Annotated in this window: 26 protein-coding genes and 1 pseudogene; 18 read left to right on the top strand and 9 right to left on the bottom strand. The window is 74.0% G+C overall.

Annotated features, from left to right (window positions below; translation table 11 throughout):
• The first annotated feature begins 60 nt into the window (after window positions 1-60).
• The 5 genes from BLT72_RS09975 to BLT72_RS09955 all read left to right on the top strand — a co-directional run bounded on the left by BLT72_RS09975 (window position 61) and on the right by BLT72_RS09955 (window position 4,965).
• The gene (locus BLT72_RS09975) at window positions 61-891 is read left to right on the top strand and encodes a vWA domain-containing protein (protein ID WP_091412566.1); all 831 of its coding nucleotides are present in this window, start codon (window positions 61-63) and stop codon (window positions 889-891) included.
• Window positions 888-2,075 carry a PP2C family protein-serine/threonine phosphatase gene (locus tag BLT72_RS09970; protein ID WP_091412564.1) on the top strand — a complete coding sequence of 396 codons (1,188 nt, stop codon included), beginning with the start codon at window positions 888-890 and terminating at the stop codon, window positions 2,073-2,075. The genes BLT72_RS09975 and BLT72_RS09970 overlap by 4 nt, the downstream gene beginning before the upstream one ends.
• Entirely contained in the window at window positions 2,072-3,226 is a 1,155-nt protein-coding gene (locus BLT72_RS09965; protein ID WP_091412562.1) for a protein kinase domain-containing protein, read from the top strand. Before BLT72_RS09970 ends, BLT72_RS09965 begins: the two co-directional genes overlap by 4 nt.
• Window positions 3,223-3,552: a hypothetical protein gene (locus tag BLT72_RS09960; RefSeq protein WP_091412559.1), complete on the top strand. Its 330-nt coding sequence runs from the start codon at window positions 3,223-3,225 to the stop codon at window positions 3,550-3,552. The genes BLT72_RS09965 and BLT72_RS09960 overlap by 4 nt, the downstream gene beginning before the upstream one ends.
• Window positions 3,553-3,753: 201 nt before the next feature.
• Complete coding sequence (locus BLT72_RS09955) at window positions 3,754-4,965, top strand: low temperature requirement protein A (RefSeq protein WP_157720403.1); 1,212 nt, start codon at window positions 3,754-3,756, stop codon at window positions 4,963-4,965.
• Window positions 4,966-5,009: 44 nt separating this feature from the next.
• On the opposite strand, the gene BLT72_RS09950 is transcribed toward BLT72_RS09955, so the two are convergent.
• On the bottom strand, window positions 5,010-6,554 hold the full coding sequence (locus tag BLT72_RS09950) for an alkaline phosphatase D family protein (protein ID WP_091412555.1): 1,545 nt from the start codon (window positions 6,552-6,554) through the stop codon (window positions 5,010-5,012).
• Between the two features lie 276 nt (window positions 6,555-6,830).
• On the opposite strand from BLT72_RS09950, the gene BLT72_RS09945 reads away from it, so the two are divergent.
• From BLT72_RS09945 to BLT72_RS23055, 3 genes and pseudogenes are all read left to right on the top strand, one after another.
• Window positions 6,831-7,478, top strand: coding sequence for a PAS and ANTAR domain-containing protein (locus BLT72_RS09945; RefSeq protein WP_091412553.1), 648 nt, complete (start codon window positions 6,831-6,833; stop codon window positions 7,476-7,478).
• Window positions 7,479-7,524: 46 nt separating this feature from the next.
• Window positions 7,525-8,469, top strand: coding sequence for an NAD-dependent epimerase/dehydratase family protein (locus BLT72_RS09940; protein ID WP_091412551.1), 945 nt, complete (start codon window positions 7,525-7,527; stop codon window positions 8,467-8,469).
• Window positions 8,470-8,591: 122 nt separating this feature from the next.
• Window positions 8,592-9,095: pseudogene (locus tag BLT72_RS23055) on the top strand (SDR family NAD(P)-dependent oxidoreductase); the annotation flags it as partial.
• Between the two features lie 257 nt (window positions 9,096-9,352).
• Here the strand turns inward: BLT72_RS23055 and BLT72_RS23050 are convergent.
• Complete coding sequence (locus BLT72_RS23050; protein ID WP_231930479.1) at window positions 9,353-9,907, bottom strand: GNAT family N-acetyltransferase; 555 nt, start codon at window positions 9,905-9,907, stop codon at window positions 9,353-9,355.
• 74 nt (window positions 9,908-9,981) lie between these two features.
• Between BLT72_RS23050 and BLT72_RS09925 the strand changes: the two genes are divergently transcribed.
• From BLT72_RS09925 to BLT72_RS09915, 3 genes are all read left to right on the top strand, one after another.
• Entirely contained in the window at window positions 9,982-10,899 is a 918-nt protein-coding gene (locus tag BLT72_RS09925) for an MOSC domain-containing protein (RefSeq protein WP_091412547.1), read from the top strand.
• Window positions 10,900-10,990: 91 nt separating this feature from the next.
• The gene (locus BLT72_RS09920; protein WP_091412545.1) at window positions 10,991-11,416 is read left to right on the top strand and encodes an SRPBCC family protein; all 426 of its coding nucleotides are present in this window, start codon (window positions 10,991-10,993) and stop codon (window positions 11,414-11,416) included.
• A gap of 71 nt (window positions 11,417-11,487) precedes the next feature.
• Window positions 11,488-11,964 (top strand): hypothetical protein, encoded by a 477-nt coding sequence (locus BLT72_RS09915; RefSeq protein ID WP_091412543.1) that lies wholly within the window; start codon window positions 11,488-11,490, stop codon window positions 11,962-11,964.
• A 183-nt stretch (window positions 11,965-12,147) separates the two neighbouring features.
• Here BLT72_RS09915 and BLT72_RS09910 read toward each other — a convergent pair whose 3' ends face one another.
• The 3 genes from BLT72_RS09910 to BLT72_RS09900 form a co-directional block, all read right to left on the bottom strand.
• Window positions 12,148-13,026: an aminoglycoside phosphotransferase family protein gene (locus BLT72_RS09910; protein ID WP_157720402.1), complete on the bottom strand. Its 879-nt coding sequence runs from the start codon at window positions 13,024-13,026 to the stop codon at window positions 12,148-12,150.
• A gap of 297 nt (window positions 13,027-13,323) precedes the next feature.
• Entirely contained in the window at window positions 13,324-13,920 is a 597-nt protein-coding gene (locus BLT72_RS09905) for a hypothetical protein (RefSeq protein ID WP_091412538.1), read from the bottom strand.
• Window positions 13,917-14,351, bottom strand: a complete 435-nt coding sequence (locus tag BLT72_RS09900) for a hypothetical protein (RefSeq protein WP_157720401.1) — start codon at window positions 14,349-14,351, stop codon at window positions 13,917-13,919. Before BLT72_RS09900 ends, BLT72_RS09905 begins: the two co-directional genes overlap by 4 nt.
• Window positions 14,352-14,485: 134 nt before the next feature.
• On the opposite strand from BLT72_RS09900, the gene BLT72_RS09895 reads away from it, so the two are divergent.
• Together BLT72_RS09895 and BLT72_RS09890 are read left to right on the top strand one after the other, a co-directional pair.
• Window positions 14,486-15,661, top strand: coding sequence for a VOC family protein (locus BLT72_RS09895; protein WP_197677260.1), 1,176 nt, complete (start codon window positions 14,486-14,488; stop codon window positions 15,659-15,661).
• A 58-nt stretch (window positions 15,662-15,719) separates the two neighbouring features.
• Complete coding sequence (locus BLT72_RS09890) at window positions 15,720-16,805, top strand: enolase C-terminal domain-like protein (protein ID WP_091412530.1); 1,086 nt, start codon at window positions 15,720-15,722, stop codon at window positions 16,803-16,805.
• 186 nt (window positions 16,806-16,991) lie between these two features.
• Here BLT72_RS09890 and BLT72_RS09885 read toward each other — a convergent pair whose 3' ends face one another.
• Entirely contained in the window at window positions 16,992-17,885 is an 894-nt protein-coding gene (locus BLT72_RS09885) for an aminoglycoside phosphotransferase family protein (RefSeq protein WP_091412528.1), read from the bottom strand.
• 276 nt (window positions 17,886-18,161) lie between these two features.
• Here BLT72_RS09885 and BLT72_RS09880 point away from each other — a divergent pair, with 276 nt between their 5' ends.
• Window positions 18,162-18,404, top strand: coding sequence for a DUF4287 domain-containing protein (locus BLT72_RS09880; protein WP_091412526.1), 243 nt, complete (start codon window positions 18,162-18,164; stop codon window positions 18,402-18,404).
• A gap of 743 nt (window positions 18,405-19,147) precedes the next feature.
• Here the strand turns inward: BLT72_RS09880 and BLT72_RS09875 are convergent.
• Window positions 19,148-20,794, bottom strand: coding sequence for an MFS transporter (locus tag BLT72_RS09875; RefSeq protein WP_231930478.1), 1,647 nt, complete (start codon window positions 20,792-20,794; stop codon window positions 19,148-19,150).
• A 127-nt stretch (window positions 20,795-20,921) separates the two neighbouring features.
• On the opposite strand from BLT72_RS09875, the gene BLT72_RS09870 reads away from it, so the two are divergent.
• The 3 genes from BLT72_RS09870 (at window position 20,922) to BLT72_RS09860 (ending at window position 24,166) form a co-directional block, all read left to right on the top strand.
• Window positions 20,922-21,767, top strand: a complete 846-nt coding sequence (locus BLT72_RS09870) for an MBL fold metallo-hydrolase (protein WP_091412522.1) — start codon at window positions 20,922-20,924, stop codon at window positions 21,765-21,767.
• Entirely contained in the window at window positions 21,764-22,789 is a 1,026-nt protein-coding gene (locus BLT72_RS09865; protein WP_091412521.1) for an aldo/keto reductase, read from the top strand. The genes BLT72_RS09870 and BLT72_RS09865 overlap by 4 nt, the downstream gene beginning before the upstream one ends.
• Window positions 22,790-23,206: 417 nt before the next feature.
• Window positions 23,207-24,166, top strand: coding sequence for a phosphotransferase (locus tag BLT72_RS09860; RefSeq protein WP_197677258.1), 960 nt, complete (start codon window positions 23,207-23,209; stop codon window positions 24,164-24,166).
• Window positions 24,167-24,281: 115 nt separating this feature from the next.
• Here BLT72_RS09860 and BLT72_RS09855 read toward each other — a convergent pair whose 3' ends face one another.
• Window positions 24,282-24,569 carry a DUF1330 domain-containing protein gene (locus tag BLT72_RS09855; protein WP_091412519.1) on the bottom strand — a complete coding sequence of 96 codons (288 nt, stop codon included), beginning with the start codon at window positions 24,567-24,569 and terminating at the stop codon, window positions 24,282-24,284.
• A gap of 142 nt (window positions 24,570-24,711) precedes the next feature.
• Here BLT72_RS09855 and BLT72_RS09850 point away from each other — a divergent pair, with 142 nt between their 5' ends.
• Window positions 24,712-24,921, top strand: a complete 210-nt coding sequence (locus BLT72_RS09850) for a hypothetical protein (RefSeq protein ID WP_091412517.1) — start codon at window positions 24,712-24,714, stop codon at window positions 24,919-24,921.
• Window positions 24,922-25,553: 632 nt separating this feature from the next.
• Here the strand turns inward: BLT72_RS09850 and BLT72_RS09845 are convergent.
• Window positions 25,554-26,462, bottom strand: a complete 909-nt coding sequence (locus tag BLT72_RS09845; protein WP_157720400.1) for a TIGR03619 family F420-dependent LLM class oxidoreductase — start codon at window positions 26,460-26,462, stop codon at window positions 25,554-25,556.
• Window positions 26,463-26,568: the final 106 nt, after the last annotated feature.

Genomic DNA, 26,568 nt, shown 5'->3' with positions numbered 1-26,568 from the left:
CGCCGGCCCGCACGACCGTCGTGGGCTGTCCGGCGCCAGGCCCACGCCTCGAGGAGACCCATGACTGACAACACCACCGCCGCCACGCCGGCCGAGTCCGACGCCCCGGTCGTCGACGAGCCCGTGGCGGCGGCCGACGCCGCCCCGGCTCCCGACGCCGCCCCGGCCGCCCCGGCCGCGCCGGCCGCTGCTGCCGCCCCGCAGACGAGCATGGCGGCCCCGCGCGGCCTCAGCTACGCCGTCGACATCGTGTTCTGCATCGACGTCACGGGCAGCATGACGCCGATCATCGACGCGGTGAAGGCGAACGCGCTCGGCTTCTACGACGACGTCCAGACCAACCTGACGGAGAAGGGCAAGAACGTCGCCCAGCTGCGGGTCCGGGTGATCGCCTTCCGCGACTTCGTCGCCGACGGTGCCGCCGCCCTCGAGGAGTCCCCCTTCTACGCGCTGCCCGGTGAGCGCGGCGGTTTCTCCGAGTTCGTCAACGGGCTGATCGCCCAGGGCGGCGGGGACGCCCCGGAGTCGGGCCTCGAGGCCGTGGCCCTGGCCATCAACTCCCCCTGGACCAGCACCGGCGACCGGCGTCGCCAGGTGATCGTCGTGTGGACCGACCAGCCCGCCCACCCGCTCGACCCCTCGATCGTGCCCGCGGACCTCTCGTCGCGCGTGCCGGCCGACTTCAGCGCCCTCACCGACCTCTGGGAGGACGAGCAGGGCCTGATGGGGTCGAGCTCCAAGCGCCTCATCCTCTTCGCCCCCGACGGGCCCGGCTGGAGCGACATCTCCGCGGTCTGGGAGAACGTCGTGCACAACCCCTCGCAGGCGGGCGGCGGCCTCTCCGAGGTCGACTACGGGACCATCATCGACTCGATCGGCAACTCGGTGTGAGCGAGCCCCGCCGGTCCGGCGCCGACGCCGGCGCGCCGGGGCCGACCGTCTCGTTCGGGTTCAACCTCGGCAAGATCGCCGACCACGGGGAGGACTCGGACCCGATCCTGCGCGACGGCCCCGACCTCGGACTGCTCGCCGTCTTCGACGGCATGGGCGGCGCCGGGGGCACCGTGTACGAGACCGAGGACGGGTCGCACAGCGGCGCGTACCTGGCGTCGCGGCTCGCCCGCGACGTCGTCGAGCACCGGATGCTGGACCTGCTGGTGCCGGACTGGAACCTCAAGGGCGAGGCGGCGGCCGCCGACCTCCAGCGCGCGGTCCAGGCGGCGCTCCAGGACCGGCTGGCGGAGCTGAAGGCGCCCAAGAGCGCCCTGCGCTCCCGCCTGCTGCGGGCCCTGCCGACCACGATGGCGATGCTGGCCCTGCAGCGCACCCAGCGCGGCGGCTCGCGCTGGCTCTGCCACACCTTCTGGGCCGGGGACTCCCGCGCCTACGTGTTCGAGCCGGGCGGGGCGCGTCAGCTCACCACCGACGACCTGCGCGAGCCGAGCGACGCCATGACCAACCTGCACCGCGACTCCGTGGTCAGCAACGCCATGTCCGCCGACACCGCGTTCCACGTCAACTACCGCCGGGTCGAGCTGCGGGCGCCGTTCCTGCTGGTGTCGGCGACCGACGGCTGCTTCGGCTACCTCCCCTCGCCCATGCACTTCGAGCACCTGGTGCTGAGCACCCTGCTCGGCGCGCGGAACGTGGCCGCCTGGTCGCAGGCCATCCAGGACCAGGTGTCGGTGGTCACCGGCGACGACGCGGCCATGTCGGTGATGGCCGTCGGCGCCGACCTCGACGAGCTCAAGGCGCTGTACGCGCCCCGGGTGGAGGAGCTCGAGCAGCAGTTCACCACCCCGATCGACGAGCTGGGTCGCGCCGTGCAGCGGGCCGAGCAGGAGCTGCAGCAGCTCCGTCAGCGCCAGCTGGACGACACGCAACGGCTGTGGGCCCGCTACCAGCCGGGCTACGAGCGGTACCTGCACGCCGCACCCGAGCCCGACGGCGAGGCCGGGCCCGAGCCGGCGCCCGAGCAGCGCGACGCCGCCGTCAGCCCGCCGGACGGCGAGGGCGCGGCGACCGCCCCCGCGGGTTCCGAGCCTGCGGCGGCCCGGGACGAGGTGACGCCGTGAAGGCCGGGGACGTCGTCAACGGCTACCTGATCCTGGAGGACTTCAAGGTCGTCGGTGCCGGGCTGAGCAAGTGGACCTACGCCGAGCGCGGCGGTCGGCAGTTCTTCATCAAGGAGTTCCTGAGCCCCACCTACCCCGACGAGAACGCCCCGGGCAGCGACAAGACCAAGGCCAGGAAGCGGGCCCGGTGCGCCACCTTCGAGGCCCAGCACCGCGGGATGCAGAAGGCACTCGCGCCGCTGTCGGCCTACGGCGGCAACCTCATCGTCACCCTGGACTTCTTCCGCTGGGGGGCCAAGTACTACAAGATCACCGAGAAGGTGGACGCCGAGGACCTCGGCCCGGCCGGCATCGCCGGGCTGGAGCTCCGCCTGCAGCTGGTGCTGATGAAGTCGGTCGCGCACAGCCTGAAGATCCTCCACGACCTGCGGATCGTGCACGGCGACCTGAAGCCCAGCAACATCCTGGTCAAGCGCACCGAGCTGGGCTACACCAGCAAGCTGATCGACTTCGACAGCTCCTACATCGCCGGCAGCCCGCCGCCGTTCGAGGAGATCGTCGGGACCATCAACTACTACTCCCCCGAGCTGCTCGGCTACATCCAGGACGCCGGGGTGCAGCCGGCCGAGCTGGGGGTGGCCTCCGACATCTTCGCGCTGGGCCTCATCTACTCCGAGTTCCTCACCGGGGCCGTCCCGCCGTTCGACACCGCCACCTACCACGAGCCGGCCGTGGCCGTCCGGAGCGGGGAGACCCTGCGCATCCCCCGCGCCGGGGTGGTGCCGGCGCTGGCGGACCTGGTCGACGCGATGCTCCACGCCGACCCGACCCAGCGCCCCACGATCGCCCAGGTGCACGCCACCCTGATGGGCGTCCGGCTGACCGGCGAGAGCGCACCCACGGTGATCAAGCCGTCCGCGCCCCGTCGGGCGCCCGCGCCGCCGCCGACGCCGCGGGCCCCGGCTGCGGCCGCCCCGCCGACGCCCCGGGTACCGGCCGCCGCGCCGTCGGGGGCGCTGCGGGGCAAGGGCCTGCGGATCAGCGGGACGGGCGCCCCGCCCGCGGACGCCGCCGCGGCCGAGGCCCCGAGGCCGGCCCGCGGCCTGGTCGGCAAGCTCGTCGGCAAGCTGACGGGCCGGTCGCCGCGGTGAACCCCCTCGGACCCGTGTGGCGCTGCCGGGTGTGCGAGGGCGTCAACCGCAACGGCAGGGTCTGCACCACCTGCGGTGCCGAGGTGCCGGTGGGTGAGCCCCTGCGCGCGGCCGTCCGCACCGTCAAGCCGAGCAGCACCCGGCCCGCGACGCCGCCGCCGGTCCCGCCGAACCCGACCCGGCGGGAGCTGCGGACCTACCCGGTCCCGGAGGAGATCTACCCGGTCGACTCCGACGACCGGCTGGACTTCGACAGCGGCTTCGAGATCCGTCCCATGCCCGGCGGCTGCCTGATCAACCTCGGCCCCCGGGACCGCTCCTTCTGACGTCCACGCCCCGCCTGACGGGAGCTGGGGGGTCCTGGCCGCCACCAGCCGGGACGGCGCCGGTGCAGGATGACGCGCGGCCCCCGTGCATGCGGCACCCGCCGTCGACGACTCATCCGGCGGCCACCGGGTACCGGGGGATGTGCCGCCCTCCCGAGGGGACCCGGCGCCCTCGCCTCATCCCACGCCCAGGAGCTCCCCGTGAGTGACACCGCGACCGAGTCGCTCATCCGCCCGCCGACCCTGCACCTCGGCCGAGCGGGCGAGGCGAGCCGGCTGGAGCTGTTCTTCGACCTCGCCTACGTGCTGGTCGTCCTCGAGCTGGCGCACGGGCTCTACGTCGACCTGACTCTGCACGGGCTGCTGGTGATGGCCGGGCTGTTCACCGCCATCTGGTTCTCCTGGATGGGCTTCACCCTCTACGCGAACCGCTTCGACACCGACGACCTGGTCTTCCGGCTGGCGAAGCTGGCCGCGACCGCCGCGATCGCGGGCTGCGCGGCCAGCGCTTCCGACGCCGTCGGGAAGTACGCCGTGCCCTTCGCCGCCAGCTACCTCCTCGGCCGTCTGGTCCTGCTCGGCCTGTACGCCCGGGCCTGGCGGCACGTGACCGAGGCCCGGGCGACGATCAACGTCTACCTGCTGTGCATCGGGGTCAGCACCGTCCTCTGGGCGGTGTCCCTCGCCGTCCCGGGCCCGGGGCGCTACTGGATCTGGGCCGTCGCGGTCCTCGTCGACGCCGTCGGGCCGGTCGTGGCGACGCTGCGCGACGACAAGCTCCCCCTGCACATCGAGCACCTCCCCGAGCGGTTCGGGCTGCTCGTCATCCTGGTCCTCGGCGAGGCCGTGGGCGGGGCCGCCCGCGGCACCCACGACGCCTCCTGGGCAGGCCCGTCCGTGGTCGTGGGCGCCCTCGGCCTGCTGGTCGCCGCCAGCCTGTGGTGGTCCTACTTCGACGTCGCCGCCGGCAGCAGCAGCCGCCGCCTCGAGGAGCCGCTGGCCACGGGCGACGACGAACCCGACGCGCCGGAGGACGAGCCGCCCGCTGCCGACGAGCGGCACGACCTGTTCGTCTACGGGCACTTCCCGCTGGCGCTGGGCACCGTCCTCGTCGGCGTCGGGCTGGAGGGCCTCGCCGTCCACCCGGAGACCCCCGGGCCCTCGGAGTTCGCCTGGACCCTCGCCGGCGGCCTCGCCCTGTTCTTCGCCGGGATCGCGATGATCGTGGCCGGCACGGCGCGGTCCTGGGCGCCGGTCTGGCCCTGGCCGCTCCTCCTGATCCCCGCCGTCCTCCTCCTCGGCGCCGCACCCGTCCCGACCGCGCTGCTGCACACCGCCGCCTTCGCCGTCGTCACCGCCGCCGCCGCCGCCCACGGCACCCTCATCACCCGCCGGACCCCGACGCCCACCTGACGGGTCGCCAGACCCCTACCCGACGGTGCGCCGTCGAGGGAGCGTCAGCGCGCGTGGTGGCGCCGGCCCGCGCTCAGCGTGGTCGCCCAGAGCGAGGCCCCCTCGCGGTCGCGGAGGTCGACGCGCAGCTCGCCGCTGCGGCCGTCGATGTTGACCTCGCCGAAGTGCTGGTAGCCCTCGGCCGGTGAGGTGCCCGCCACCGGCGGGGCGTGGACGAACACCTCCTCGGGACCGAACGTGGCGTCCAGCGCGTTGGGGCCGAACGCCCCGGCGTGCGCGGGTCCGGAGACGAACTCCCAGAACGGGCTGAAGTCCTGCACCGCGGCGCGGTCGGGGTGGTAGTGGTGGGCCGCGGTGTAGTGCACGTCGGCGGTGAGGAAGACGATGCCGGTCACGCCGTGCCGGTGGGCGTGCTGCAGGACCGTGGCGAACTCGAGCTCGCGACCCAGGGGTGCACCGGGGTCACCCTGGGCGACGCCCTCCTGAGCGGTGGGACCGTCGGGCACGACGACGCCGAGGGGCAGGTCGTTGGCGATGATCTTCCAGGTGGCGCGGCTGGCGCGCAGCTCGCGCATGAGCCACGCCCGCTGCGTCGGGCCGAGGGTCCCGCGCGTCGGGTCGGTGGAGGTGTCGGCGTCGTTGGTGTCCTTGGCGCTCCGCATGTCGAGGACGAAGACGTCGAGCAGCGGGCCGTAGGAGAGCTTGCGGTACAGCGGGCCGGACCGGTCGGGGATCGGCACCCACTCGCGGTAGGCGCGGTGGGCCCGGGCCGCGAGGACGTCGACGCGCTTCTCGGTGTAGCGGGGGTCGTCGAGGATCTCCCCCGGGTACCAGTTGTTCGTCACCTCGTGGTCGTCCCACTGGTTGACCTGGGCGACCTCGGCGGCGAACGCCTTGTAGTGGTCGTCCAGCAGGTTGTAGGCGTACTGCCCGCGGTACTCGGCCAGCGTCTCCGCGACCTTGGTCTTGGCCTCGGTCACCAGGTTGCGGTAGACCCGGCCGTCGGGCAGCGTCACCGACTCGGTCAGAGGACCGTCGGCGTAGACCGTGTCCCCGCTGTGCAGGAGGAAGTCGGGACGCCGCCGTCGCATCGACTCGAAGATCTGCAGGCCGCCGAACGCCGGGTCGATCCCCCACCCCTGGCCGACGACGTCCCCGGTCCACACGAACCGCAGGTCCTGCCGGTGCCGGGGGGCCGTGGCCAGCCGTCCGGGCTCGGGGAAGCTGAACAGGCCGGGCCGGTCCAGGCTCTCCACCCGCACGCGGTAGTGGAGCTCCGAGCCCGCAGGCAGGTCCCGTAGCCGCACCTTGCCGGTGAGGTCGGTGTCCGGGGTGACGACCGGCCCGCGGACGATGCGGCTGCCCCGGAAGTCGGGTCGGCGGCTGGCCTCCACCCAGAGGCGGCCGGGCCGGTCCGAGCGGGCCCAGACCGTGGCCGAGCTCGCGGTGGCGTCCCCGCTCTGCACGCCATGGGTGAGGGCCGGCCGTCCCCCCGGCCGGTAGGCGAACGCCGGTGCACTCCCGAACGCCCCCACCACCCCGCCCGCGAGTCCGGCCTGCAGCAGTGTCCGCCTTCTCAACGACGTCATGCGCGCATGCCTAGTCCGCGCAGGTGACCGCCAGATGACCGGCGGCTGACGGCCGGGTGACACGTGCACGGGGACCGGGTCGATCAGAGCGCCGGCCGGCCGTGCGACGGCGGGCACGGCGCCTCGGGTGGCGCGGGTCGACAACCGGCCGGAGGCGGTGACGGCGCGCGCGACCGACCTCTATCCTGGGTGCGGTTCGCCGGCCCACGGGCCCCGGCGGCCCGCCCGCAGCCGCAACGGATTCAGCAGCGCACGCCGAGCACGTTGGAGGGTCACATGACAGCGCACGAGGTCGAGTCACCGACCGTCGCCCCCGGCGGCGAGACCGTCGGTCCGGTGGTCGGGCAGTTCACCTGGGACACGGTCGCCGACGTCTGGTGGTGGTCCGACGGTCTGTACCAGCTCTACGGGTACCAGCCCGCGGCGGTGGCGCCCACGCTGGAGCTGTTCCTGCGGCACAAGGACCCCGCCGACCAGGCCCAGATCGACCTGGTGTTCTCGCGCTGCGCGCAGGAGGGCGGGCCCTTCAGCTGCCACCACCGGATCATCGACGCCCGCGGCACCCGCAAGACGGTGGTGGCCATCGGCTTCGGCCACCGCAACCCGGCCGACACGAACACCGACGTCATGCAGGGCTTCCTGGTCGAGGTCGGCAGCGGCGAGCGGGCCGAGGCCGAGGAGGGCCTGCAGGCGGTCCTCCGCTCCCGGGCCTCGATCGAGCAGGTCAAGGGTGCGCTGATGCTGACGCACGGCGTCACCCCGGACGGGGCCTTCCACCTCCTGCGCGGCTACTCCCAGGTCTACAACAAGAAGCTGGCCGCCATCGTCGCCGGAGCGCTCGCCGCGTTCCACGCCCGACCGCCGGCCAACGCGGTCAGCCGCTCCGAGCTGGACCGCATCCTGTGGGACGCCGCCCAGTCCTGAGCGGGGTGCCGCGCTCCGCCGTGGCCAGCCGTGGCAGGGTGGCCGGGTGACCTCCTCCCCCGCTGTGCCGGCCGCTCCCGTCGTCGTCGTGACCGGTGCCAACGGGCTGGTCGGAGCCCGCGTGGCCCGGGCCGTGACGGAGCGGGGCGGGACCGTGCGCGCCGTCGTCCGGCGGGCCGGGACGGCCCCGGTGCTGGACGGCCTCACCGAGCACGTCGGCGACTTCGCCGAGCCCGCCTTCGCCACCGCCGTCGTCGCGGGCGCGGACGCCGTCGTCACCACCGTCCACCCGATGGGCTCGGACCGGGCGACGCAGCAGCAGGTCGCCGTCGAGGGCACGCCGAGGCTGGCCCGCGCCGCCCGTGACGCCGGCGTCGAGCTGTTCGTGCACGTGTCGACCTGCGCGGTGTACGACCGCAGCCCCGGCACCGGCGACGTCGACGAGACCTCGGCCCTGGTCGCCGACGACGCGGACGACTACGCGGTCACCAAGCGCGACACCGACGCGGCCCTGGCGGAGGTCGACGGCATCACGCGGGTGCTGGTGCGGCCGCCGGCGATCCTCGGGGCGGGCGAGACCTCGGTGTGGAACACCCTGCGCCCGGCCGAGATCCGCGACGACGAGCAGCAGCGGCGCACCCACCCCGCCCGCGCCTTCGCCTGGGTGCACCTCGACGACCTCGCCACCCTGGTCGCCGACCTCGCGACCGGCCGGCTGCCCACCAGCACCGCCGTCTCCAGCGGACCGGTCGCGGGAGCGTGCACCGCGGTCGACGTGGCGGGCGAGCCGGCGACGGCGCGCGACTACGTCGGCACGGTCTGCCGGGCCCTGGGACTGGCACCGGTGTGGGACGACAGCCTCCCGGCCTGGACGGGCCAGATCCGGACCGACCGTGCGCGGGGTTGGGGCTGGACCCCGGCCGTCACCCTCGAGCAGGCCCTCGCCGAGCTGGCCGGTGGTCTGGCCGGGACCACCCGCCCCGGCGTCTGACCCGTCGACGGCGGACCACGGGTCCGGCCTGACCCGGCAGGACGGGGTCGCGGGGAGCACGGGGCCGGCCGCCGGACGCGCTGATCAGCCGGTCCGCTCGGGGGACCGGGCACGATGGCGCCATGACCACCGTGCTGATCACCGGCGCCACCGACGGCATCGGTCGGGCCACCGCCGCTCTCCTGGTCTCCCGTGGCCACGACGTGCTGGTCCACGCCCGCAGCCTGGAGCGGGGCGGACCCGTGCTGGCCGACCTCGCCGGCGGCCCCGGCACGGCCCGGCTGGTGACCGGTGACCTGTCCCGTCCCGACGAGGTGCGCGCGCTCGCCGCGCAGGTCCGGGAGGCGGGGGGCGTCGACAGCCTGGTGCACAACGCGGGCGTCTGGGTCCGGGGTGGCACGCCGCCGCGGACCGCCGACGGGGTCGAGACGACCCTCGCCGTGAACGTCCTGGCCCCCCACCTGCTGACGGCGTTGCTGGGCGACGCCGTCCGGGACCGCCTCGTCTGGCTGGGCTCGGGCATGGCGGGCTCGGGCCGACCGGATCCCGACCGGCTGGGCGCGGTGACCGACCCCCAGCAGGCCTACCGCGACAGCAAGGCCTGCGACGTCGCCCTGGCCGTGGCCTGGGCCCGGCGGCGCCCCGACCTGGCCTCCGCCGCCCTCGACCCCGGCTGGGTGCCCACCAAGCTGGCCAGCGCCGGAGCGCCCGGCCGGGTGGCGGACTCCGCGGACTCGCTGGCCTTCTGCGCGCTGCCGGTGGCCGAGGGCGGCGCCGACCTCGGGACCCGCTCCCTGCTGGAAGGGGCACGGCCCGGCCCGGCTGCCGGGACGGCTCCGCGACGACGCGCTGGTGGAAGCCCTCGCGGCGGCCTGCGACCGGCTCACGAGACTGGTCTGAGGACCACGCACAGGTCGCGGACGGTCAGCAGGCTGTGGCCGTGCGCCGAGGCCGGCTCCACCCGGCCCACCTCGCGGAACCCGAGCTTCTCCAGGACTCGCCGCGACGCACGGTTCCAGTCCCAGACCCCGGCCCACAGCCGCCGGTAGCCGGCGCCGGCCGCCCACGCCACCACGGCCTGACCGGCCTCGGTGGCGAGACCGGAGCCGTGAGCCGACCGCAGCAGCTCGTAGGCGAGCTCGGGCTCGTCGGGCGACCCGTTCCCGGAGACGACCAGCCCGCAGTACCCGACGACGTCCGCCTGCGCCCTCCGCTGCACGGCCAGCAGCCGGGGTCCGGGGCGCTCACCCCCACGCTGCAGCTGCGCGGCGACGTCGGCCACGGTCGGTCGGCCCTCGGCGTCGATCCGCCGGTGCGGCGGCACCCGCCGGTCCCGCTCGGTCCACAGCTGGCGGTGCACGGCGGCGTCCTGCACGCGGGGGTCCCGGAGGACGAGGCGCTCGGTCTCCAGGGGGCCCATCACGGGCACGGGCGGCATGCTCGCAGTGTGCCAGCGCCCTAGCCTGTGGGGGGAGAGCGGCCTGCTCCCTCCCTCGACGCCCCGGAGCCGACATGATCCAGACCGACCTGCCCGACGGGCCGGCCCGCCCGGTCGTCCGTGGCCTCGCCGCCTGCCTGTCGGCGGTCACCGAGGTACCCCTCGGTCAGCTCCCGGCCGTCGAGGACCTGCCGGTGACCCACGCGGTCGCGTCCTGGAAGAGCTGGCTCGCGGGCCACGGCTTCGGCATCGTCCCCATCGCCGACCCCCGCTCCTTCCAGTGGGCCGGCTGGTGGATCGCCGTGGTCGAGCGTGGGGCGAGCCCCCGCACCGACGACGACGGGCGTCAGGTCGCCGTGCTGGCCTTCGGCACCCCACCGGGCGTCGTGCTCAGCCCGCAGGACCCGGCCCTGCTCGGACGGGGGACCGCCGACCTGGACGTCAGCAGCGGCTACGCCGTCGCCTCGCTCGACCCCGTGCTCCCCGGCGCTCAGGATCAGCCTCCGCTGACCGGGGTCGTCGAGCTGCTCGCCGTCGCCCCGCGGGTCGCGGCGCCCATGCGGCTGGTGGCGAGCGCTCGCGCGCTCGCCGGTCGCGGCCTGGAGGGCGACCGCTACGCCGACGGCTCCGGCACCTTCAGTCCGCGCGGTGCCCACCGCCCCGGCTACGAGCTCACCCTGATCGCCGCCGAGGTCGTCGAGGAGCTCACCGCCGCCGACGCCGCGCTCACCTTCACCAGCACCCGGCGCAACGTGCTGACGCGCGGGATCGACGTCAACGCCCTCGTCGGCCGCGCGTTCTCCCTCGGCGAGGTCCGCTGCCGGGGGCTGCGCCTCGCCGAGCCCTGCGCCCACCTGGAACGGCTGCACGGGCCGGGGCTCCTCCGGCCCCTCATCCACCGCGGCGGCCTGCGCGCCGACATCCTCACCGACGGCACCATCACCAGCGGCAGCAGGATCAGGACCGAGCCGGCGACCGGCGCGGCCCGGTAGCCCGAGGCCGACCTGTCGGTGCCCGGTCGGCTCGCTGACTTTCGCGGTGCGCGCGGGCGCCGGTGGGCGGCATCCGCGCCAGGATGGGGGGATGGAGCAGAGCGCCACGGTCGACATCGCGGTACCGCCCGAGCAGGTGTGGGAGGTGCTGAGCGACGTGGAGTCGTGGTCGGGGTGGACCCCGACCGTGACGTCGGTGCACCGGCTGGACGACGGACCCCTGCGGCTGCACAGCCGCGCGAGGATCCGGCAGCCCCGGCTGCCCGAGACCGAGTACGTGGTCACGGAGCTGGAGCCGGGCCGCTCGTTCACCTGGGTCGCGACCGGCCCCGGGGTGGTGACGACCGCCCGGCACGACGCCGAGCCGCTGGCGGGGGGCGGGACGCGCGTGCGGCTCTCGGTGACGCAGTCCGGCTGGCTGGGGTCGCTGATGGGCCGCTTCTACCGCGGCCTGACCGACCGCTACCTCGCGAACGAGGCCGACGGTCTCAAGGTCAGGTGCGAGCAGCAGCGCTGACGTCCCCGGTGACGGCGGCTCCCGGTCCTGGACGCGGGAGCCGCGCCGCTCGGGCCTGGACGACTGCGGGGATGTCCACGCGCTCACCGCAGTCCGTCCCTCCCCCGCTGAGCAGCGCGGTGGTGGTCCGCGTGGAGGAGGAGCGCTGCCACGTCGCCGTCGGCGGCGCCGTCCGCACCGTCGGCTACGCCCCGCCGTTCCCCTCACCACGCCTGGAGCGGGTGGCGCCCGGTCACCGGGTCGCCCTGGCGACGGCGCAGGACGGACGGGTCGTCGCCCTGTGGAGGTGGTACGACGCGGTCGTCGTCGAGCTCGAGGGGGCGCTGGTCCGCCTGTGGGAGCCGGCGCACGGCGAGGTCGTCGCCCGCCCGCGCGATCCCGGGCAGACGTTCGTGCCGGGGACGCGGGCGTACCTCTCAGCGGGGCTCCCGGGTGCCGAGTGGTGGGTGGCCGGCCCCGTCGGGACGGTCGGCGCGGCCCCGGTCGAGCTCGACGAGGTCGAGCAGCTCTACCGACGCCACGGCCTGTGGGCGTCGGCCCTGGCCTGAGCACCCCGCTTCGTCCTCGGCGCGCGTCGGCTCCGGGCTGGCGCCCGTGGCGCAGGGTCCAGGTCTGGTCGGTGCCCCGCCGTGCCCGGGCCGGCGAGCTGGACCACGGCAGCGCGGAGCACCACGACGATCGTCGCGAGGATGAGCGCCAGCCGCCGTCGGGTCATGTCCTGCGTCAGGGCATCAGACGGCGAGGAGGTCGTCCAGGGTGGCGGACGTGACGAGGTCGTCGAGCTGGCGCTGGTCGTCCCGCCAGGCCTGCGCGGCCTGGTGGACGGTCCAGACGGCGGCCCACCGGAGCGAGCGGTCCGGGTCGACGTCGAGGCGTCGGGCGAGGGCCCCGGCGGTCGGGAGGATGAGCTCCACCGGGTGGTACGCGGCGAAGGCTCCCACCTCGGCGGCGGGGTCTCCCGTCCTGGGCAGCGGGTCGAGAGCGACCCACCCGGCCGGGCTGCCCTCGTCGCTGACGAGGTTCTTGGTGATGAAGTCACCATGGAGAAGTCGCTGCACCTCGCAGGTCGCGATCAGCCGGCCGGCGAGCACGGCCGCTGCGGGAAGCCGTCGCAGCCCTGGCACTCCGCGCCGAGGTTCTCGACGTCCACGCTGCTCGACGGCGGCGTCCTCCCGGGCGACCCGCTCGTCCTCCGGGTAGACGTCGGCCAGCGTCGGGAAGCGGTGCTCGCCGGGCGGCTGAGCCCACAGCCTGGTCAGCAGGTCCGACGCGACCGAGACGACGCCCTGGAGTGAGGTCGTGGGCTGCCACGGCCACGACCGGCCGGGTCGGGCCCGGACCAGGAGCAGCGCGTCAGCCGTCGCGTCGACGAGGGTCACCGCGGCCCGGGTCGACGACCAGGTCGACAGGGCAGCGGCCTCGAGGGCGGCGGGACTGCGGCCGTCGTCCCGCGCGGGCGGCAGCTTGAGCACGAGGTCACGGCCGGCCTCGTCGCTGGCCGCGAAGACCGCCGACCTGCTGCCACCCGCCAGCGCCTCGCCGACGGTCAACCCCCAGACGTCAGCTGCCCGGCGCACCCGGTCGTCGACGTCAGCCGTGAACGCCACCATCACCACCGCTCATCGCGATCCGCTCAGCGACCACGGCGCGACACTGCTCGACCAGCGCTCGAGCCTCGGCCGTGCACGGTCCGAGGTCGCGGCGGTCGCGTGCGCGGCCAGGGCGGAGCTGACGAGGTCGGCGTCCCGTCCCCGTTCTCGACCCCAGGCGCTGCCGTCCACCGTCGACAGGACGGCGCCGTCCTCGCCGGGTCCGTCGCGACGGTGAGGGTGGCCGACCTGGCGAGAGCATCGTGGGTTCCACGTCGTCGGTGCGAGGCCGCCAAGCGGTCGCCGTGCGGCGCTCAGTCAGCGGGCCCGCCAGACCGCGCTGCTGCTGCGCAGCACCTGCCGAGCCATCTCGGCCAGCCGGTCGAAGACCTCGACCTGGCGCAGCAGCGAACGACGCCACTGACCCACCTCCTGCAGTCCGTGGTCGGCGTCCGGGAGCTCGAGCAGGGTCACCCCCGGACCGACCGCGAGCTGCGGCTGCCAGTGCGGGTCCTCGGTGCCACCCACCAGCAGCGTGGGCTGCCGAGCCACACCGACGCTGGCCGCGACGGCCACGTCCTGCAGCAGCGGTGTCAGCCAGGCCCCCGGCACGCCGTTCTCCACCGCCCACGGCAGGGCGAGCGTTCCCAGCGACTTGGCCACGACGAGCACCGGCTGACCGGGGCGCGCCTGGGCGAGCGCCGCATCGGCGCAGCGACGCACTTCGGACGCGACTCCCGCCTCGTCGAGTCGGGTCTCCTCCCAGGTGACGCCGAGCACCGACCAGCCCATCTCGGTCAGCAGGGAGGCGGGCCAGTGCAGCAGAGGAGTGGCGACGCCGGCCTGCCGACCTGGGAGCAGGATGGCGGTGCCCAGCGGCTCGTCGGGCTGGGCGAACCACGGTGTCACGCTCACCGCGCCATCGAAGCACTCATCTCGGCCCACCGGGTCGGGGCTCTGCCCGACACAGCCGGGCCGGTGCCGATCGACGACCCGGACGGCCCGGCCTGTGCGCCAGCAGCTCGACCCCTGCGTCCCTCGACGACGGCGGCCGCGGTGCGCGTCCCTCGCACCGGCGGCACCCGCACCGGTCGTCGGCAGCTGCTCCTCCGTGTCGAGAACGCGGCATCTCGGAGGCCTCTCCCGTTCTCCTCGTCGCGGTCGATGCCGGTGCGGTCCTGGGTGCCGATGCGCATCGAGAAGTAGGCGGCCTGCACTGCTGCCCGGTAACGGGAGAAGGCACCGAGATGCGCGATGAGCTCGGCGGCGGCGGCGCTGGCGGGGCGCACCCACTTCAGGACGGCCCGCTCGTCGGCGATGTCGACCACCGCGGTCGCGGAGTTCATGCCGCCGCCCAGCGGCGCGGCCGCTGACGGGAAGGCCCCAGCCGTCCCGCACGAGCTCCGAGCGCCGTCGAGGACCCGCACCTGACCGCGACTCGTCGAGACGGCACCGGCCGCTGAGCCCTACAGTGCCGAGCATGGCAGCGATCGGGACGGACTGGAGGATGGTCGACGGCGTCGCGACGGCGTGGTTCGACGCGCCTTCCCTGGTGGAGGGGGCTGCGCTGACCGGACGCATCGCGGACCTGTCGCCCGAGGCGGTGGTCGACCTGCGTGCCACCGGGCTGCGGGTGCGCCTCGACCACGACGAGCACGCCGATGCGGTGTCAGCGGCCGCACGAGATCTCGGGCTGGCCGCGGATCCGGCCGCGCTCCAGCAGCTGGGCGTCGTCCTCGAGTCGGCCCGCCCGTCCGCGCTGAGCGGGTTCTGGCAGCGCGCGCTCGACTACGCGCCCGGGGAGGACGGCGGGTTGGTGGATCCGCTGCGGCGCGACCCCGCACTGCGGATCGCGCCGTCGACCGAGGACCGGCCGCTCCGGAACCGCCTCCACCTCGACGTCGTGCGGCCCGCAGCGGCGGTCGAGCAGGCGGGTCTCGGTGAGGCGTCGGGACCGTTCGGGGTCTGCCACGCCGACCCCGACGGCAACGAGGTCGACCTGGTGCCGGGCGGTGCGCTCGACGCGAGGACCGGCACGGCCGACTGGCAGGCGGTGTTCAGCGCCATGGCGTGCTACCGCATCACCGCGCCGGCACGGCAGCGCGACCTGGTCGCCGCCGCAGCGGCGCTGGCCGACGCCCGTGGCTTCCCGCTGCTGGTCGACGTGCGCCCCGGGCTCGTGGTCCTCGACAGCGGGAAGGACCAGTGGGTGGACGACGCCCACGGCCTCGAGCTCGACTTCCTGGACCTGGCTGCGGATCTCCAGACCGCCGCCCGCGGACTCGGGGGCACGGCGGACCCGGAGCTGCCCCGCTTCGCGCAACTGTTCCTCGACGCCGCCGACGTCGCCGCAGTTCGCGCCTTCTGGATCGCCGCACTCGGCTACACCCCCGACCGGCGAGCCGGAGCCACCGACATCCACGACCCGCGGCGGCTGAACCCGGTGCTGGTGTTCCAAGAGCTGGACGCTTCCGAGACCCAGCGGCGCCGGCAGCGCAACCGCCTCCACGTCGAGCTCGTCGTGCCGTCGGACCTCGCGCAGCAGCGTCTTGCCGCGATCACCGCCGCCGGCGGCCGGCTCCTCGACGGATCGGAGGACCGGTGGCGGCTCACGGACCCGGAAGGCAACGAGATGGTGCTGGTCGGTGGCGCCTGAGTTCGCGACCGCCGCCCGCTGGCGGCACTCCCCCGGCTCACCGTCGTAGGAGAGGCCCGTGACCCACCCTGACCCGATCGTCGTCGCCGTGGACGTCCGCAGCCTGCGCACCCGCTACCCGCGCACGGTCGGCCGCAACGCCCGGCTCGGCAGCCACGGCTCGGGGGGCCGGTCCCGCGTGGCGGTGGTCAGCACGGACACCGGCCAGACCGGGTGGGGACTGGTCGAGGAACTCGGCGGCGACACCACCGACCTGGTCGGCCGACCGCTGTCGGATCTCGTCGACGCCGACGTCGGGGTCCGCGACGAAGCCCACCTGTGGCTCGACATCGCCCTCCACGACCTGCTCGGCGTCGTCGCGGACCTGCCCGTGCACGCTCTGCTCGGCGACCGCGGCACGACGTCGGTCGAGGTCTACGACGGTGCCCTCTACTTCGACGACCTCGACCCCGACGACGCACCGCGCGGCGTGGCGGCCGTCCTGCAGAACGGCCGCGACGACGCTGCCCTCGGCCACACCAACCTCAAGCTCAAGATCGGTCGGGGGAACCGGTGGATGCCCCGGGCGGAGGGGGACCTCCGGGACATCGAGATCACCCGGGCGGTGCGCGACGCGCATCCCCAGGCCAAGCTCCTCGTCGACGCCAACGACGGCTACGACCTGGCGGGGTTCTGCCGCTACCTGGACGCCGTGGCCGGGCTGGACCTGTACTGGGTGGAGGAGCCGTTCCTGGACGACGCCGACGACCTGGCCGCGCTGCGCCGCCACCTCGACACCGTCAGCCCGTCCACCCGGATCGCGGAGGGGGAGACGTCGCCCGAGGTCGACGCGCTGCTGCCCGTGGCCGCCCGCGGCCACATCGACGTCCTGCTGATGGACGTCGTGTCGTACGGGCTGACCCGTTGGCGACGACTGATGCCGCGGCTGGTCGACCTGGGGGTCCACGCGTCACCGCACGCCTGGGGTCGGCCGCTCAAGACGCTGTACGCCGCCCAGCTGGCGGCCGGGCTGGGGAACGTCGACCTCGTCGAGGGCGTGCCGGGGACCACCGATGGTGTCGACGCCTCCGGGTACGACGTCACCGACGGGCACCTGACCGTGCCGGACCGGCCCGGGTTCGGCCTGCCGTTACCCGAGCCCTGACCTCCCGTGAGGAGGACCCGCGAGCCCTCCGCCCGCGCCCCACGACGGCACACCCCGAGGGGTCCCAGTCCGGGACCGGCCAGGTCGACGACCCCCGGTGCACGGTTCGCTGCTGCCGACGTCCGCCACGAGGGTCTGCTCCCGGGCTCCGCTCGAGAGCCGGCCCCAGGACCGACGGACCAGGCGTCAACGTCGTGGCGTTCGCAGCTGGGTCAGGAGGTGGTCGCCCACAGCGTGCGCCGTCGTCCCCGGCTCGGCGTCGAGCAGGAACAGGACCCCCAGCGAGACGGCCCAGGCGGCAGCACGGTCCCAGACGGGGTCGTCGGTGGGGTGACGGCTCGACACGGCCGACCGGAACGCAGCGCGCCCTGGCTCGTCGAAGCCGAGCCAGGCGATGGCCAGGTCGGTGGCCGGATCCCCGCAGCAGAGGTCGCCCCAGTCGATCACGGCCCGAAGTCCGGGCGCCGCTCCGGATCGGGCCAGGACGTTGAGCGGGTGCAGGTCGCCGTGCAACCACACCGGCGGCCCGGCGTGCGGTGGCGCACCGGCGCACTGGTCCCAGACCGCGCGGAGGGTCGCGGCGTCGCTGGGCGGGATCTGCTCGAGTCGCTCGAGCAACCGGGACTCGACGTCCGCCAGCGGGATCCCCCGCCACGGGCTGACGGGCGCCTCGGCCGGGGCCGGGCCGTGCAGGGCCGCGACGAAGGCGCCCAGCTGCGAGGCGACCACCGCCCGGTCCTCGACCTCCACCTCGGCGAGGGGGCGACCCTCGAACCACGGGCAGAGGAGCCACGTCCACGGGTAGCGCGGGCCCGGCCTGCCGATGGCCACCGGCGTCGGGACGTCCGCCGGCAGCCCGGGCGCCAGCCGGGCCAACCACTCCGCCTCGTGCTGCACCAGAGGAGCGGAGAGAGCGCGGCGCGGCATCCGCACGCACAGGTCGGGGCCGACGCGCGCGATCACGTTGTCCCAGCCGCTCGCCACGATCCGCACCTCTCCCGTGACGGCAGGGAACTGGCTCCGCAGCAGCGTCTCGACGAGCTCCACGTCCACCTCGACCTCGGCGGGCGGGGTGCGCACCTGGACCTCCGGACGAGGGTGGGATCTTCGCGCCCGACCCTGCGTCGACCACTGCTCCGAGCCGGACGTCGATCACCGGGACGCAACGTGGGTCAGGATACCGGGGCTCTCGCCCGTCCTCCCGCTCACGGCCCGGCGACCGCCCGGCTGCCGCTCACGTCCCGGCCCAGGCGGATCGCTCGTGCCCGCGCTGCGGCTGCGAGCCTGGTCCTCGGGTGCGATCAGTTCGGCCCCTGGTGATGGTCGGTCGAGCATCCGATGACGAGGAGGGTGACCATGTCCTCCCAGGCGTACCTCGATGCTCTCGAGGCGAAGTCCGGCCGGACCGGCCCGACGACCAGAGCCGGCGAGGTGGTCGGCTGGCTCGCTGCTGACTACGGGGTGGGGCGCGGCCACGCGATGGCCTTCTACGGTGTGCTCAAGAACGGGCCGACCGTCCCCGAGAAGCACGTGGGCGTCTCCGGGACCCACCGTGACGAGTCCCCGACCCTCCGGCTCGACGGGGTCAGCCACCGCTGATCACGGCGCAGGAGGCCCGCAGCCTCGGCACGCCCGGCCACCCCGCCCGGGTCGACGTCGCGTGAGCTGGTCGCCCCCGGGTGCGTCCCGCGCACCCGGGGTGGGACGGCCCGCCGAGCTGGAGCCACGGCCCCTCGGCGCGGTGCTCTCAGACGTCCATCCCGAGCGGACGAGCGGTGGCAGCCAGGGACTCGAAGCCTGCCTCGACCCAGCCCTCCTTCCGTGACGCGGCGCCCTGGAACGCCGGCTTGCCGATGAGGTGGAAGTGGAGGTTCTCGATGATGGTCAGGATGCGCAGCCAGGGCCTCCAGCTCGACCGGTGGCAGCGGTCGGACGGCGGTGCAGCCCGCCAGGAAGACGTCGGCGAAGCCGGTCCGACAGGGCGCCGGTCAGGCCGACACCGGCCGCACCCGCACGTGACGACCACGATCGGTGCTGCTGCGCTCACGAGACCCGGGACAGGCGGCTCGCGCAGGGGGTTACCGGTCAGCGCCGGGGAACGCAGACCGATGAGCGCCTCCACCCGTCCCGGGCGTCCAAGACCCCCGGTCGTGATGCCAAGGTAGCGACCTCACGAGGCGGGTGGAAGGTCGGGGACGAGGAATTTCCGGAGGCCCGGGAGGGCCGAGTGCGTGCCCTTGCGCGGTCGCCCGTCGACGCAGCCGGAGCGCGATCCGTGCGCCCACCAGGCCCCAGCAGGGTCGGCGCGTCCTGACGCTGGCGTCGACGGGGTGACCCGGCGGTCAGCGGGGCCGATCGCGGTGCCGGTCTCCCGGGAGGTCGTCGGCGAAGCCCCTGGCTGCGGCGGGCAGCAGGTGCTGGGTCCGGGGGCTGCCCGTGACGTGAGCGAAGGCGGCGTCCTCGATCGCCTTGTCCTCCGCGGTCAGCCGGCCCTCGTGCTGACGTTCGTGCTCCTCCCAGCTGGGCACCTCGAACTGCTCGACGTAGCGGTGCCGGTCCTCCCCCACCCGGTACAGCTCCCAGCGGGAGGCACCCGACCGGAGCCGGGACCGACGCATCCCGCGCATCGCGTCCAGGAAGGCGTCCCGGTCGAGGTCGCTCACCTCGTACTCCACCGACACCACGACGGGGCCGCCGGCGGTGAACGGGTCGACCTGCAGCCGCGGGGTGTCCCAGTACGCCAGGGGTGAGCGGTCCTCCCCCTCGCTCTCCGGCACCCGCAGCACCAGCCCGAGCAGCACGCTCACCACCAGCAGCACGGCGGCGGCGAGCAGGGCGGTCCGCAGGCTCGTGTACTGGGTGACGAGACCCCAGACCGGTGCGGCGACCGCCTGGGTGCCGAGGAACACCATCAGGTAGATCGCGATGGCCCGGGCCCGCACCCAGCCGGGCAGGAACAGCTGCAGCTCGGAGATCACCGTCGCCACGGTGGCGGTCCAGCAGAACCCGCAGACCACCAGCAGCGGCAGGGCGACCCAGATCGACGACGTCACCGCGACACCGGCGAAGGCGACCGCGAACCCGCTGCCGGCCACCGCCAGGACCTGGTTCGAGGACAGCTGCCGCTTGACCCGTCCCAGCCCGAGGGCGGCGGTGACGGCCCCGATGCCGAGCGCGGAGAACAGGAGTCCGTAGCCGCTCGCCGCCAACCCCAGCTGGCGGCTGGCGATCAGCGGCAGCAGGGCCCACACCGCCCCGGCCGGGAAGACGAAGGAGGCGAACCTCAGCAGGACGGCGCGGATCACCGGCTCGTGGCGCACATAGCGGCTACCCGACCGCAACGCCGGCACGAACCGCTCCCGCTGCACCGCGCGGGCGGCCGTCGATCGCCGCCAGGTCAGCAAGATGACCAGCAGCACCGCCCCGGCGGCCGCCGTCAGGGCGAACACCGGGGCCACCCCCCAGGTGGCGATGATCCATCCGGCGATCGCCGGCCCGGCCGCCCGGGACACGTTGACGCTCACCATGTCGAGCCGGGTCGCCGCCGCGAACTCCTCCCGCGGCACCAGCTCGGTGATCAGGGACTGCCAGGTCGGCGACAGCATCGCCAACCCGGCCCCCACCGCGAACGTGAACGTCAGCAGCAACGCGGGCGGCATCATCCCCGCCACGGTCAGCACCGCCAACAGCGCCGACACCGCGATGGAGTAGCCCTGGACCACGACCAGCAGCAACCGCCGGTCGAACGCGTCGGCCAGCACCCCGGCCGGCAGCGCCAGCAACATCATCGGCAGCGTGCTGGCCGTCTGCACCAACGGCACGATCGTGGCGGCGTTCGGGTCGTTGATGAACAGCCACTGCGCCCCGACCGTCTGGGCCCACGCCCCGATGCTCGCGACCACCACGCCCAGCCACAACCAGAAGAACGCCCGGTGCCGGAACGGCGCGAAGGGCGAGGCCGGGACCACGGCCGGCTCGGCGACTGTCACGACGACGACAATAGGACCGGCGGCTCGTCGGCCGGGCTCCCGGCAGAGGTCCCCGCCACCAGCAACGGGGTTCGTCGAGCCGCTGAGGGGCTGGGCGCCCCGGAACTCCGTTCGGTAGGGTCCGGCCATGCAGCAGCAGGCGCGTGCACCGCGGACCAGGGCCTTTGGTGCTGAGGCTTTCGAACCGCAGGACGGAACGGTCCTGCGATGGCTCGGGATGGCGGGTTTCCTCCTCAACTGCCGGGGGACGACGCTGATGATCGACCCGCTGCTCGGCGGTTTCGACATGCCGGTGATGATCGACTTCCCGCTGACCACCGACGCGGTGCCGCGGCTGGACGCAGTGCTGGTCACGCACGCCGACAACGACCACTACAGCGTCCCCACCTGCCGCGAGCTCGCACCGGTGACGGCTGCGTTCCACTCCACCCGGTACGTGGGCACGCTGATGCAGGGCGAGGGATTCCCCTCCACCGGCCACGACATCGGCGACCACTTCGCCGTCGGTCCCGTCCGCGTCGCCGTGACCCCGGCTGACCACGCCTGGCAGAACGACTCGCCGGGGGCCAGTGACCGCGTCTTCGCGATGGAGGACTGCTGCGGGTTCTGGATCGAGACGCCCGACGGCACCGTCTGGGCGCCCGGTGACTCACGACTCATCCCCGAGCACCACCTGCACATGCCGGCGCCCGACGCGCTGCTGTTCGACTTCTCCGACAGCGACTGGCACTTCGGCCTCGACGGGGCCATCCAGATGGCGAACGCCTACCCCCGGACGCCTCTGCTGCTGCAGCACTGGGGCTCCGTCGACGCTCCCGACTTCCCGCCCTTCAACGCCGACCCCGCCGCGCTCCCGGACCGCGTGGTCAACCCCGAGCGGATCATCGTCCTCGCCCCGGGTGAGCCCTACACCCTCCACCCGCTCGCCGGCCGACCGCCGTCCCCGGAGAACGGGAACGGAGCTCTCCTGTGAGGTACCAGCTGCTCGGACGCACCGGGGTCACCGTCAGCCGGCTGTGCCTCGGCGCGATGATGTTCGGCGCTTGGGGCAATCGCGACCACGACCAGTCCATCCGGATCATCCACTCCGCGCTCGACGCCGGTGTCAACTTCATCGACACCGCGGACGTCTACGCCCAGGGGGAGTCGGAGGAGATCGTCGGCAAGGCCCTCAAGGGCCGCCGCGACGACATCGTCCTGGCCACCAAGTTCCACGGCGCCATGGGGGACGACCCCAACCGGCAAGGGAGCTCCCGGCGTTGGATCATCCGCGCCGTCGAGGACTCCCTGCGCCGGCTCGACACCGACCACATCGACCTGTACCAGGTGCACCGCCCCCGCACCGACACGGACATCGAGGAGACCCTGGGCGCGCTCACCGACCTCGTCCGCCAGGGCAAGGTCCGCTACATCGGCGCCTCCACCTTCCCCGCCAGCCAGATCGTCGAAGCACGATGGGTGGCGCGCGAGCGCGGATACGAGCGCTTCGTCACCGAGCAGCCTGCCTACTCCCTGCTCGTGCGCCGCATCGAGGACGACATCCTGCCGACCTGCCAACGCCACGGCCTGGGCGTCCTGTCCTACAGCCCTCTCACCGGCGGGTGGCTCTCCGGTCGCTGGCGCAAGGACACGGGGCAGCAGGAGTCGTCCCGAGCCGGCCGGCTCCCCGAGCGGTTCGACCTCGCGCAGCCCGCCAACCAGCACAAGCTCGACGCCGTCGAGGCCTTCGCTCAGCTCGCGGAGGACACCGGCATCACCCTCATCCAGCTGGCGATCGCGTTCGTGCTCACCCACCCCGCGATCACCTCGGCCATCATCGGTCCCCGAACCCGCGACCAGCTCGACGGGCAGCTGGCGGCCGCCGACATCGAGCTGCAGCCCGAGGTGCTCGACCGCATCGACCAGATCGTCGCCCCCGGCACCACGGTCAACCCGGTCGACAACTCCTTCGACAACCCAGCACTCACACCCGCCGCCCGTCGCCGCACGCCGTAGGAGCCACGGTTCCCGTCCCCTGCCGAGAGACCGGTCCCGGTGACGGTGTGACGGTGGGCGCGTGGCTGAGGGGCATCGCCGGTCCACCCTGGGGCCCGTGACCGCGGACGTGCCGGTGCTCCAGGCGGGGACCCGCGTCCGGCGGTCGTCAGCCCGCGCCGGGCGGACCGACAGGCCGGCTGACGTCACCGACGCCCTCGCACCCTGCACGTCGACCGCGTCGCCGACCGCGGCAGCGGCGGTGAACCGACCAGCTGGGTCCAGCACCGCTGACCCTGTCCCCACCTCGCGAGGCAGCCGACGGCGACCCTCCGGCCCTCGCGAACACCTCCCCTGCGGCGGCCCCGGAGGACGGTCGGCGCGGCGTGCTCCGCCGGGGGTCCGGCTCCTGCGTGCGTCCCGCACTACGGTCGTCGTGTGGTCATCGAGTCAGCGGAGCAGGGCACTCATCCCGAGGACGTGCCGGCCGCGGTCCTGGACGACGTGGCGCGTGCGCTCGGGACCGAGGTCACGCTGCTCGATCGCCTGACCGGAGGTGTCAACGGGGGTGCCGTGCGCGTCCAGCTGGGCGCGCGGGCAGACGCAGTGCTCAAAGCAGCGCCCCGGGCACACCCCGACCAGCTGGACGAGACGTTGCGCGCCCAGAGGGTGGTGGAGCACATGCGTCGGTGCGGCTATCCCACCCCGGCCTGGCTCGCCGTCGGGGCCACAGCCGCTCACGTCTGGCACCTGATGGACTTCGTCGATGCCGCTCCCGCGTCAACCCTGACCCCGTCCCTGATCGAGCAGCTGATGGCGATCATCGAGCTCCAGGCGGGCCGGGCCTCGGAGCCCTACGACCACTGGTCCTACGCCTGGCGGGTCGCCACCGGTCAGGAACCGGCTGGCGACGGGCTGGAGGTCGTCGAGACGCCGGAGCAGGCGCTGCTCCGCCAGTCCGTGGGCAGGCTCTCGGGGTATTCCTCCGCGGTGGCGGCCCTGGTCGAGCGCCTCCGGCTCGTGTGTGCCGACGTCCCACCACCGCCCGAGGCACCGGACATGGTCCATGCCGATCTCGCGACCCCCGGCAACATCCTGGTCCGCGACGGAGTGGTGGTCGCGGTCGTGGACATCGGGAACGCCGGGAGCGGCACGCGGGCGACTGATCTCACCACCCTGATGTGGTACGCCTTCCAGGATCCGCTGCTGGACGGCGTCCGGGAGCGGCTGTGGGCGAGGATCCTCGGTCTGGTCGGCTGGGAGGGGGCGGCGGTGCTCGCGGCGACGCACATCCTCCTGATGCTCGAGCTCCCCATCCGTGACGGACGCCACGACCTGGTCCCGGGGGTGGTCGAGCGCGGCCACCGCGCCTTCGACGAGCTGGACGCCCTTCGCTGAGCCCTGCCCCGAGCCCGGCCGGGTGGTCGTCGCGGACCAACCGTTCACCGGGCCCGACCTCACGGCTGCGTCCCACGCCAGGGGAACCAGCTCCGACCCCAGCCGACCCCGGGGGTCAGAGCGCGGGCATGATGCGCATGTCACGCCGGGCGCCGCCGTCGAGGGCGGCCAGGGCCTCCTGGTAGGCGGGGCTGTCGTGGGCGGCGCGAGCGGCCTCGACGGAGTCGAAGACGATGACCACCGTGCGGGTGGACTCCCCCGCCTCGTACGTCTGCTCCGGCAGCCCGCGCGCCACGAACGTGCCGCCCGCCGCCTCCAGCGCGGGTCGAGCGAGCTGCGCGTACGCGTCGACCTTGGCCTGGTCGAAGATCTCCTGGTAGACGCTGATCCAGTAGGCGGTCATGCGGACCATTCTGTCCGACCGGGGCCGATGAGGCTTCGCAACCCGCGAGCGGAACGTCGGGGCTGGGTCGCGATGAGATGGGGTCGCGGGGACGGTCGGTCGACGTGGGGAGCTGCAGCCGCCGAGCGAGGAGGACACGACGATGACGGAGTCGCGGGAGGTGGCCGGTGGCCAGCCGGCCATCAAGGACCTCGAGCCGCTGGTCGGCCGCTGGCGCCAGGTCGTCGACGCGCCGCGGCATGTCGAGGAGAAGGTCGAGGGCGACATGACGCTGGAGTGGCTCCGGGCGAGAAGGTGGTGCTCCAGCGCTCGATCGTCGAGAACCCGATGTCTCCCGAGGGCGTCGTCGTGATCATGGCCGCGGACGAGAACGCCGAGGGCGACTTCACCGCGCACTCCTTCGACTCCCGCGCGGTCTCGCGCGTGCTCCACCTGCGCTTCCTACCTCGTCGAGGCCAGGCGAGTGGATCCACGACGTCGACGTCACCTGCACGCGGGCCCAGCCTCAGGCGGCGTCGGTCGCCTCACCGAGGTCGATGACGGCGACCTCGAGGCGGTCCTGGCCTCACCCGTCGAGGGCTCGCGACGGCGCTCCGGGCCTCGCCACCTCCCACTCAGACGCGCCACCGGAGCCCGGGCCCCGGACCTGTTCCTGCGAGCGGGAGGGCGACCCGAACGCCAGCACCCGCACGACGTCGTGCTGGGCGAGAGCTCCTGGTTCGCCGGTGCGTCACCACGTGGCACGGTGACGTCTCGACCTCTGCCGTGAGGTCCGCGTCCCGCACGCGGGGTCCTCGCAGCCCCGTGGGAGGTCGACTGCTCCGACTCGCCGCCACGACACCCGTCGTCCGGCCTCGATGGATGCCTGGTGCGCCGGGGACGACGCTGACCAAGCCGGAGGACGTGGGCGGGTTCCCCCACCGGCCGGCCGGATGCCCCGGACAGGCGGGTCGAGCGCGCGGCCTCCACCACCTGCAGGGCTGGTCAGCCACGCAGCTGGGCGATGAGCGGGATCTGCTCGAGCGGGTCCTCCTCCAGGCTGTTCCAGAACACGTGACTCACGCCGAGGCTCTCGGCCCGCTCGAGGTCGGTGGCCACCTGGTCGACCGAGCCGAGCAGAGGAGCACGCTCGTCCAGCGACCGCTCGCTGATCGTGCCGTTCACCTGCAGCAGCACGGGCAGCGAGCCGGGCTCGTGTCCCGCGCCGGCTTCCGCCGTCCGGAACGTGGCGATGGTCTCGCCGACGGTCTCCCAGTCGAAGATCACCAGCGTCAGCCCGGCGCCGAGCCGGGCGGCGCGGTCCACGGCGGCCGGTGCCGCGCTGCCGATGATCAGCGTGGGCCCGTCGAGTCGTACCGGCTTGGGGCCGATCTCGGCGGAGGGGATCTGGTAGAAGCGCCCGTCGAACTGCACCGGGTCCGGACCCCACACCGCCCGCATGGCCCGGAGGTGCTCCTCGAAGCCGGCACCACGACGTGACATCGGGACGCCCGTGGCCACGAACTCCTGCTCCATCCAGCCCTGGCCGACCCCGACGACCAGCCGTCCGCCGCTCAGCTGGTCGAGCGTGGCCAGCCGTCGGGCGAGGATCACCGGGCTGGAGAACAGGGCGTCGAGCACGCTGGTGCCGAGCGTGATCCTGCTCGTCCTGGCGGCCACGAACGCCAAGGTCTCGAGTGCGTCGTACACGACGGCGAACTGCGCGGGCGCGTCCATCACCGGGCCGCCGGGACCGCCCATGGCGATCGGATCCGTGGGTCGCATCAACCGCTCCCAGGCCCAGACGGAGTCGAGGCCGGCGCGCTCGGCCTCCTCGGCGACCCGCAGGATCGCCTCCGGCGAGGCTCCTGCGCCCGCCAGCGGGAGGTTCACCCCCAGCTTCCTCGTGCTCATCCCGACTCCTCTCGTGCCGTGCTCGTCGCACCAGGTCAGACCGCGCCCACCACGCCAGCTCATCGGCGGAGTCACCACCAGTCCGTCGCGGTGATCCGGACTGCCC

Origin of the sequence: Friedmanniella luteola, from assembly GCF_900105065.1 — a bacterium.
Lineage (GTDB): Bacteria > Actinomycetota > Actinomycetes > Propionibacteriales > Propionibacteriaceae > Microlunatus > Microlunatus luteolus.
The sequence above is the reverse complement of the archived record's forward strand: the minus strand, read 5'-3'. Positions and strand labels throughout refer to the sequence as shown.

Bases quoted from the DNA above. Each gene is read 5' to 3' on its own strand.
- BLT72_RS09920 (WP_091412545.1), top strand. From the start codon at position 10,991: ATGGAGCAGAGCGCCACGGTCGACATCGCGGTACCGCCCGAGCAGGTG.
- BLT72_RS09915 (WP_091412543.1), top strand. From the start codon at position 11,488: ATGTCCACGCGCTCACCGCAGTCCGTCCCTCCCCCGCTGAGCAGCGCG.
- BLT72_RS09900 (WP_157720401.1), bottom strand. From the start codon at position 14,351: ATGAACTCCGCGACCGCGGTGGTCGACATCGCCGACGAGCGGGCCGTC.
- BLT72_RS09845 (WP_157720400.1), bottom strand. From the start codon at position 26,462: ATGAGCACGAGGAAGCTGGGGGTGAACCTCCCGCTGGCGGGCGCAGGA.
- BLT72_RS09975 (WP_091412566.1), top strand. From the start codon at position 61: ATGACTGACAACACCACCGCCGCCACGCCGGCCGAGTCCGACGCCCCG.
- BLT72_RS09950 (WP_091412555.1), bottom strand. From the start codon at position 6,554: ATGACGTCGTTGAGAAGGCGGACACTGCTGCAGGCCGGACTCGCGGGC.
- BLT72_RS09910 (WP_157720402.1), bottom strand. From the start codon at position 13,026: ATGGTGGCGTTCACGGCTGACGTCGACGACCGGGTGCGCCGGGCAGCT.
- BLT72_RS09895 (WP_197677260.1), top strand. From the start codon at position 14,486: ATGGCAGCGATCGGGACGGACTGGAGGATGGTCGACGGCGTCGCGACG.
- BLT72_RS09880 (WP_091412526.1), top strand. From the start codon at position 18,162: ATGTCCTCCCAGGCGTACCTCGATGCTCTCGAGGCGAAGTCCGGCCGG.
- BLT72_RS09925 (WP_091412547.1), top strand. From the start codon at position 9,982: ATGATCCAGACCGACCTGCCCGACGGGCCGGCCCGCCCGGTCGTCCGT.
- BLT72_RS09850 (WP_091412517.1), top strand. From the start codon at position 24,712: ATGACGGAGTCGCGGGAGGTGGCCGGTGGCCAGCCGGCCATCAAGGAC.
- BLT72_RS09870 (WP_091412522.1), top strand. From the start codon at position 20,922: ATGCAGCAGCAGGCGCGTGCACCGCGGACCAGGGCCTTTGGTGCTGAG.
- BLT72_RS09855 (WP_091412519.1), bottom strand. From the start codon at position 24,569: ATGACCGCCTACTGGATCAGCGTCTACCAGGAGATCTTCGACCAGGCC.
- BLT72_RS23050 (WP_231930479.1), bottom strand. From the start codon at position 9,907: ATGCCGCCCGTGCCCGTGATGGGCCCCCTGGAGACCGAGCGCCTCGTC.
- BLT72_RS09945 (WP_091412553.1), top strand. From the start codon at position 6,831: ATGACAGCGCACGAGGTCGAGTCACCGACCGTCGCCCCCGGCGGCGAG.